The following is a 6961-nucleotide window of genomic DNA, read 5'->3' on the forward strand; positions in this document are numbered from 1 at the left end:
GGGGCGCCCCCCGGGACCGTCGGCTCACCGATGGCGGCGCTGGACGCCCAGTTCGTGCGCCTGGTGCAGGCCAACCCGCAGCTGCGCCCGCGCGTGGGCAATCCCGATGAGTTGCGCAGCAACAAACTCGACGCGACCCTGGACTTGCTCAAGCATCGGGTGCAGGTGCCGGAAGCCGGCGTGGCGGAGTCCCGCACGGGCGCCGTGATCACGGCGCTCAACGAGGAAGCGGTGGTCTGCGCCGCCTTGGCAAACAAGGGCGGGCTCAACCTGGTGGTCACGTACGAGGCTTTCGCCCCGAAGATGCTGGGCGCCTTGCGCCAGGAGCTCATCTTCTCCCGGCATCTGCGCGAGGCCGGACGGCCGCCGGGCTGGCTGGGCGTGCCTGTGGTGCTGACCTCGCACACCTGGGAGAACGCCAAGAACGAACAGTCCCACCAGGACCCGACCCTGGCCGAAGCCCTGTTGGGCGAAATGGCGGACGGTGCCCGCGTGTGTTTCCCGCCGGATGCCAACAGCGCCATGGTGGCCCTGACCCATAGCCTGCGGGCCCAAGGCACGATCACGGCGCTGGTGGTGCCCAAGCGCGAGGTGCCCAATCGGTTGACGCCGGCGCAGGCGCGCCTGCTCGCCGAGGAGGGCCTTCTCTTGCTGCACGGCGACCCCGACACCGCCGCGGTGCTGCTGGCGGCCACCGGCAGCTACCAGTTGGGGGAGGTGTTGCGGGCGCATCAGCGTCTTCACGCGTCGGGCATCGCCACGGCGGTCGTCTATATCGGTGAGCCCGGGCGGCTGCGGGCCGGACGCGATGCACGGGAAACCGCCTACGTGCTTTCTGATGCCTTGGTGCTGCGCCACTTCCCGGCGAGCACCCCGCGCGTATTTGTCACCCACACCCGGCCTGAGCCGTATTTGGGCGCGCTGCGCCGGATCGACAGCGGACCCGCGACCACGCGAGCGCTCGGCTTTGTGAATCAGGGAGGCACGCTGGACGTCCCGGGGCTGCTGTTCGCCAACGGCTGCACCTGGGCGCACACGGTGGCGGCGGCGCTGGCGGTCCTAGCTCGCCCGGTGAACGATGGCTTGCGCGCCGACGAGCAAGCGGCGTTGGCCGGCCGCGGCGACCCGACCCTGATCACCCGCCCGGCATGAGCACGCCCCGGCCGATGACCGCCTCCCGCCTGCCCCGCAGCCTGCAGATCGCCGTCGCCTTGGGCGGCTTCGGCTGGACATGGTGGCGGCGGCATCGCCGTGCTCCCGACACCTTGCCGGCCCGGCTGCGCGAGACCCTCGAGGGGCTGGGCACGACGTTCGTCAAGCTTGGCCAGGGCCTGAGCCTGCGCCGCGACCTCTTACCGGCCCCGTATCTGGTCGAACTGGAGGCCCTGCACGCCCACGTCCCGCCGTTCGAGTCGGCGCTGGCAGTGGCGGCGATCGAGTCTGCATTCGGCCAGCCCGTGGACCAACTGTTCGCCGAGTTCGAGTTGGTGCCGTTTGCAGCCGCTTCGGTGGCCCAGGTGCATCGGTCCAAACTGCCCGATGGGCGCACGGTCGCGGTCAAGGTGCGCCGGCCCGGCATCGTGGCCCAGGTGCATGCCGACCTGCGGCTGCTGCGGCGCTTCGTGCGCGTCAGCCAGTGGCTGATGCCGGGCTTGCGGCGCTACCAGCCGCTGGACCTGATCGACGAGCTGGGCCAGTTCCTGCACCAGGAAATCGACATGGTCCAGGAGGCGCGCAATATGCGGCGACTGGCCAGCACGTTCGATCCCCTGCCCTACCTGACCCTGCCCCACGTCGTGGAGCCCTTGGTCGCGCCGGCCGTGATCGTGCAGGAGTTCAGCCACGGCGCGGCGCTGGCGACGCAAAACGGTACGCCGCGCGGGCGCGAACTGGCCGGCCTGCTGCTGGATGCCTATGTGCACCAGCTGATGGGCGCCGGCGTCTTCCACGCCGATCCCCACCCGGGCAACCTGTTCGAACTGCCCGACGGTCGCCTGTGCTTCCACGACTTTGGCTCCATCGGTTTCCTGGACCCGGCATCGCGCACGGCCTTTGCGCAACTGATTGAAGGGCTGGTGGTGGATGACGCCTCGGCCGTGCTCGACGCCGTGGTGGCGATGGGCTTCATCACCGGGCCGATCGACCGGCGGGCCTACGTGCGCGCCATCAGCGAAATCCTCAGCAGCCTGGCCACGCTGCCCTTGAACGAATGGTCGATGGCCGATGCCATCTGGCGCGTGGCGCGGATCGGCGCGGGTGAAAACTTCCGCCTGCCGCGCCACTTGTTGGTCCTGATGCGAACCCTGTTCCTGGCCGAGAACACGCTGCGGGCCCTGGACCCGGACCTGGATCTGATGCAGGTGCTGGGCGCCCGGGCTGAGCGCATGGCCCAGACCCTGCGGCAACAGGCGGTGGGCCGTCCGATGCATGAGCAGTTGCTCAAGAGCGCCGAGCAGCTGCCGGTCGTGGCGATGCAGATGCTTCGGCAACTGCAGCTCGACGAGGGACGACCGGCGCTGTCCCTGCACCATCGGGGTCTGGAGCCGCTGGAAACAACGCTGGCGCGCACCGGCAATCGCCTGGCCTTGGCGCTGGTGACGCTGGGCCTTTACTTGGCCGGATCGGTGATGATGCTGCACGGTGCCGGGCCGCGCCTGTGGGGCCATCTGCCGGTGCTCTCGGCGCTGGCGTTCGCGGCCGCGCTCGTGCTGTCGTGGCGGCTGGTGCGCGCCATCTCGAGGTCGGGGCATCTATGAGCGCGCCGCGTGACGTCCTGACGCTCAACGTCGGCTCGGCCACCGTCAAGGCGGCGTACTACGCGATGGATGCGCAGGGCGTCCCGATCACGCCAGCGGCCCCCGCCAAGATCGCCGTGCTGCCCGAGGACGCCCATGACGCCCGCAGTGCGGACCGCTGGCTGTCACAGTTGCTGGTGCAGCTGCCGGCCGGGGCCGGGCAGCCCACGCGCGTGGCGCACCGGGTCGTGCACGGGGCGGCCCGCCCGGGTCCAGCCCGCGTCACCGAGGCGCTAATGTCCGAGCTGACGGCGCTCACGCCGTTGGCGCCCCTGCATCAAGGCCCGGCCCTGCGCCTGATCGATGCCGCCCGCCATCGATGGCCCGGCGTGCCGCAAGTCGCCGCCTTCGATACCAGTTGGCATGCGACCCTCGCGCCCTGGGCTCGGCGCCTGCCCGTACCGGCGAGCCTGCATGCGGCTGGCGTGATGCGCTACGGCTTCCACGGCCTCGCCTTCGCCTCGGCCGTGCGCCAACTCTCGGCGATGGCCCCGGCGCTCGCGCAGGCCCGGCTGGTGCTGGTGCACCTGGGCGGTGGTTCCAGCCTGTGCGCGGTGGCCAACGGCCGCAGCGTCGATACCACCATGGGCATGACGCCCCTGGACGGAGTGCCGATGGCGACCCGGTCGGGCAGCCTCGACCCCGGCGTCGTGCTGTACCTCGCGCAGTCACGGCACATGCCGCTGCCCCAGATCGAGCACCTGCTCTGGCGCGAGTCCGGCCTGCGGGGGCTGTCGGGCGGCAGTGGCGACATGCGCGAACTGCTGGCCGATCCCAGCGAGTCGGCCGGCCACGCCCGGGCGCACTACGCCCTTCGGATCGCGCAGGCCATCGCGGCCATGGCGACCAGCCTCGGCGGTGTGGACGCGATCGTGTTCTCGGGCGGCATCGGCGATGGCGCCGCGCCGATCCGGGCCGCGGTGGCCGAACATCTGGCCTGGATGGGCCTGCGCCTGGACCCGGAGGCCAACGCAGCCGGGGTGGCGCAGATCCACGCGGCCGGCGCGGCGATCTCGGTGTTCGTTGTCCGGGCCGACGAAGAGCAGGAGCTGGCGTTGGCGGCGCTGGCGGCGCTGGCGGAGCAAACGCCGTGAGCCGGGCGAGCGCGCCGCAGCGGACGTTGTCCCGGGGTGACCGCGCGCTTCGCGACCGGGTCGCGGCGCTGTTGGCGCGGGCCGAGGTGACGCTCGATGGCGATCAGCCGTGGGACCTGCAGGTGCATGACCCGCGCTTCTTTGCCCGGGTACTTGCGCAGGGCTCGCTGGGGCTGGGGGAGTCCTACATGGACGGGGACTGGGACGCACCCGCCCTCGATGCCTTGCTGGCGCGGCTGTTGCGCGCCCGGTTGAATCACCAGGTGGTGGGGTGGGCCGATCGTTGGGCCGCCGTGCGGGCGCGGCTGATCAACGCCCAAACGCGGCGTCGCGCCGTCACCGTGGGCGAGCGCCACTATGACCTGGGCAACGACCTCTACGCCGCGATGCTGGGCAAGCGCCTGGTCTACAGCTGTGGCTACTGGCGTCGCGCCCAAACCCTGGACGCGGCGCAGGAGGCCAAGCTCGACCTGGTCTGCCGGAAGCTGCAGTTGACCCCGGGTCAGCGCGTGCTCGACATCGGCTGCGGCTGGGGCGAAGCGCTCCGGTTCGCCGCCGAGCGTTATGGCATCCACGGCATCGGGCTGACCATCTCCTGCGAGCAGGCGGCCTACGCCCGCGAATTGTGCCGGGACCTGCCGATCGAGATCCGGGTACAGGACTACCGCGACTTCCAGGAGCCCGTCGACCGCATCTTCTCGATCGGCATGTTCGAACACGTCGGCGTGCGCAACTACCGCCACTACTTCGACCTGGCCGCCCAGTGCCTGCCGGCCGACGGATTGATGTTGCTGCACACCATCGGCACGAATGTCTCGACCAATCGCACCGATCCGTGGATTGAGCGCTACATCTTCCCCAACTCCATGCTGCCCTCGGCCGCCCAGATCACGGCCGCCAGCGAAGGCCGGTTCGTGCTCGAGGACTGGCACAGCTTGGGGCCCGACTACGACCGGACCTTGCAGGCGTGGCGCGACAACGTCGAGGCCGCCTGGGACCGCCTCTCGGCGCGCTACGACACGCGCTTCCGGCGCATGTGGCGGTTCTATTTGGCCGCCAGCATGGCGACCTTCCGGGAGCGCCAGTGTCAGCTCTGGCAACTCGTGCTTTCCCCGCGGGGCGTGCCCGGCGGCTATGTCGCGCCTCGTTGAGCCCTCCCTTGAACGATTTGACCGTTCCACCCGCGCCACCATTCACCCACCCCACCGGAGTCCGCCCATGAATACCCTCATTGCCGTGATCTACAAGCATCAGGAAGACGCCGCAGCCAAGACCCTGGCGCGACTGCAAGACCTGCAGCGGGAATACCTGATCGCGCTGGAGGATGCCGTGATCGTGCGCCGAAACGCCGATGGCAAACTTCATTTGCAACAATCCGTCAACCTGATCTCGGCGGGCGCCGCGACCGGGGCCTTTTGGGGCCTGTTGGTCGGCGTCATCTTCGCCGGGCCGCTGGGCCTGGCCGTGGGCGGACTGGGCGGCGCCGGACTCGGCGCCTTGGCGGGCCGGCAAAGCGACTACGGCATCGACGATGCGTTCATCCGCGAATTGAGCGTCGAGGTCGAGCCCTGCTGTTCGGCCTTGTTCGTGCTCGTCCGGTCGATGACCACCGACAAGGTGATCGCTGAGCTCGAGGGCACGGGCGGGCGCCTGCTCAAGACCTCGCTGCCGTCCGATATCGAGGCGCGACTGCAGCAGGCTCTGGTGAGCGCGGCGCCCGTCCCGGCGCCCCACTGACCACGCGGAGGACCGCTGCGCCGTGAGCCGAGACTTGCCCGGTTTCGCTGAGCAGGGCGCGCACCACGGCGTGCGCCGGTTGCATACGGTGGACCTGGGCGCGGGGGACACCTCCGTCGTCTTTCTGCATGGGCTGGGAGGAACCGCGCGCTACTGGCAGTCCACGCCCGTGCCGCCGGTTTTTCCGGGCATCCACACGCAACTGGTCGACCTGTACGGTTTCGGCGCCTCTCCCCGGCCATGGTGCCGCTACACGGTGGCACGCCACTTGGAAGCGCTCCGGCGCACTCTGTGCAGTTCGCGGCCCCAGGTCCTGGTCGGACATTCGTTGGGTGCGGCGCTGGCGCTGGCCTTTGCCGCGCGGCACCCGGCCAGCGTCCAGGGCCTGGTCCTGATTGGATTGCCGCAGTTTGGTTCGCGCGACGATGCCGCGACCTGGTTTCGCCAGCAACCGGGGGGCTGGATCTACACCAACCTGCTGGCGACCATGCTCGCCTGCGTGGTGACGCGGCGCGTGGCCCGCGGCCTGCTGCCGCACCTGATACGCGATGTCCCGCGGGTGGTGGCGCAAGACCTCGTCCAACACAACGCCATGAGCTCCGCCACGTCGTTGTGGAATGTCATCTACCGGCACGACAGCGCGGCCGATGCGGCCGCATTGCCCCCGGACCTGCCGGTGGTCTGTATCCACGGGCGGGACGACAGGACGGCTCCGATCAGTCGTATTCGGTCCCTGCATCGCCACCGCCCCGAATGGGCGCTACTCGAGCTCGAGGCGGACCACCATCCCTGGCTTCGCCAGCCACGAGCCTGCCAGGCCGCCATTGGCGAGCTGGTGGGTCAGGTGCGACCGCCCGTGATCGTCCACGCGACCGGTGCGATCACGCCGGGGGCAGGAGACTGAGGAGGATGCGCAAGCGTTGGATCTCAACGCCGGTAGGTGGCGAGTTCGCGCGATGTCGCGATCCGAACCGATACCCCACAATCAATTGAATGCCACTCCCCACCAGCAAGGATCTGCCCATGTGCTTTTCCGCGACCGCCAGTTTCACCGCCAGCGCCGTCCTGTTGGGGATCGGTGCGCTGACCCTGCGTCGGGTTGAGCGACCCGGGGACCAGGCCGTGGCCGCCATCCCGGTCCTGTTCGCGATTCAGCAGGCTCTGGAGGGACTGGTGTGGTTGAGTCTCAATGGCACGATTCATGGACTGCTCGGGCCGGCGACGCAGGTGTATTCCCTCTTCTCGCATGTGCTGTGGCCAATCTACGTGCCGCTCGCAGTGTGGCTCGCCGAACCACCCGGACCCCGGCGCCACGGCCTGTTCGGGTTCATGGTG

7 protein-coding genes are annotated in these 6961 nt (G+C 69.7%); all 7 read left to right on the forward strand.

Going from position 1 to position 6961, the window contains the following annotated elements; translation table 11 throughout:
• Positions 1-30 precede the first annotated feature (30 nt).
• Positions 31-1152 carry a hypothetical protein gene (locus K0M70_RS07885; protein WP_290781251.1) on the forward strand — a complete coding sequence of 374 codons (1122 nt, stop codon included), beginning with the start codon at positions 31-33 and terminating at the stop codon, positions 1150-1152.
• 14 nt (positions 1153-1166) lie between these two features.
• On the forward strand, positions 1167-2756 hold the full coding sequence (locus tag K0M70_RS07890) for an AarF/UbiB family protein (protein ID WP_290781252.1): 1590 nt from the start codon (positions 1167-1169) through the stop codon (positions 2754-2756).
• The gene (locus K0M70_RS07895) at positions 2753-3889 is read left to right on the forward strand and encodes an acetate kinase (protein ID WP_290781253.1); all 1137 of its coding nucleotides are present in this window, start codon (positions 2753-2755) and stop codon (positions 3887-3889) included. Before K0M70_RS07890 ends, K0M70_RS07895 begins: the two co-directional genes overlap by 4 nt.
• A gap of 26 nt (positions 3890-3915) precedes the next feature.
• A complete protein-coding gene (gene cfa / locus K0M70_RS07900) occupies positions 3916-5040 on the forward strand; it encodes a cyclopropane fatty acyl phospholipid synthase (RefSeq protein ID WP_290781256.1) in 1125 nt (374 codons plus the stop codon).
• Between the two features lie 67 nt (positions 5041-5107).
• Complete coding sequence (locus K0M70_RS07905) at positions 5108-5626, forward strand: DUF1269 domain-containing protein (RefSeq protein ID WP_290781254.1); 519 nt, start codon at positions 5108-5110, stop codon at positions 5624-5626.
• Between the two features lie 22 nt (positions 5627-5648).
• Complete coding sequence (locus tag K0M70_RS07910) at positions 5649-6530, forward strand: alpha/beta hydrolase (RefSeq protein WP_290781255.1); 882 nt, start codon at positions 5649-5651, stop codon at positions 6528-6530.
• A gap of 119 nt (positions 6531-6649) precedes the next feature.
• On the forward strand, positions 6650-6961 hold a 312-nt coding region (locus tag K0M70_RS07915), incomplete at its 3' end, for a DUF6629 family protein (RefSeq protein ID WP_343211199.1).

The sequence above is a fragment of the Arenimonas sp. genome, assembly GCF_019459675.1.
GTDB lineage: Bacteria > Pseudomonadota > Gammaproteobacteria > Xanthomonadales > Xanthomonadaceae > Arenimonas.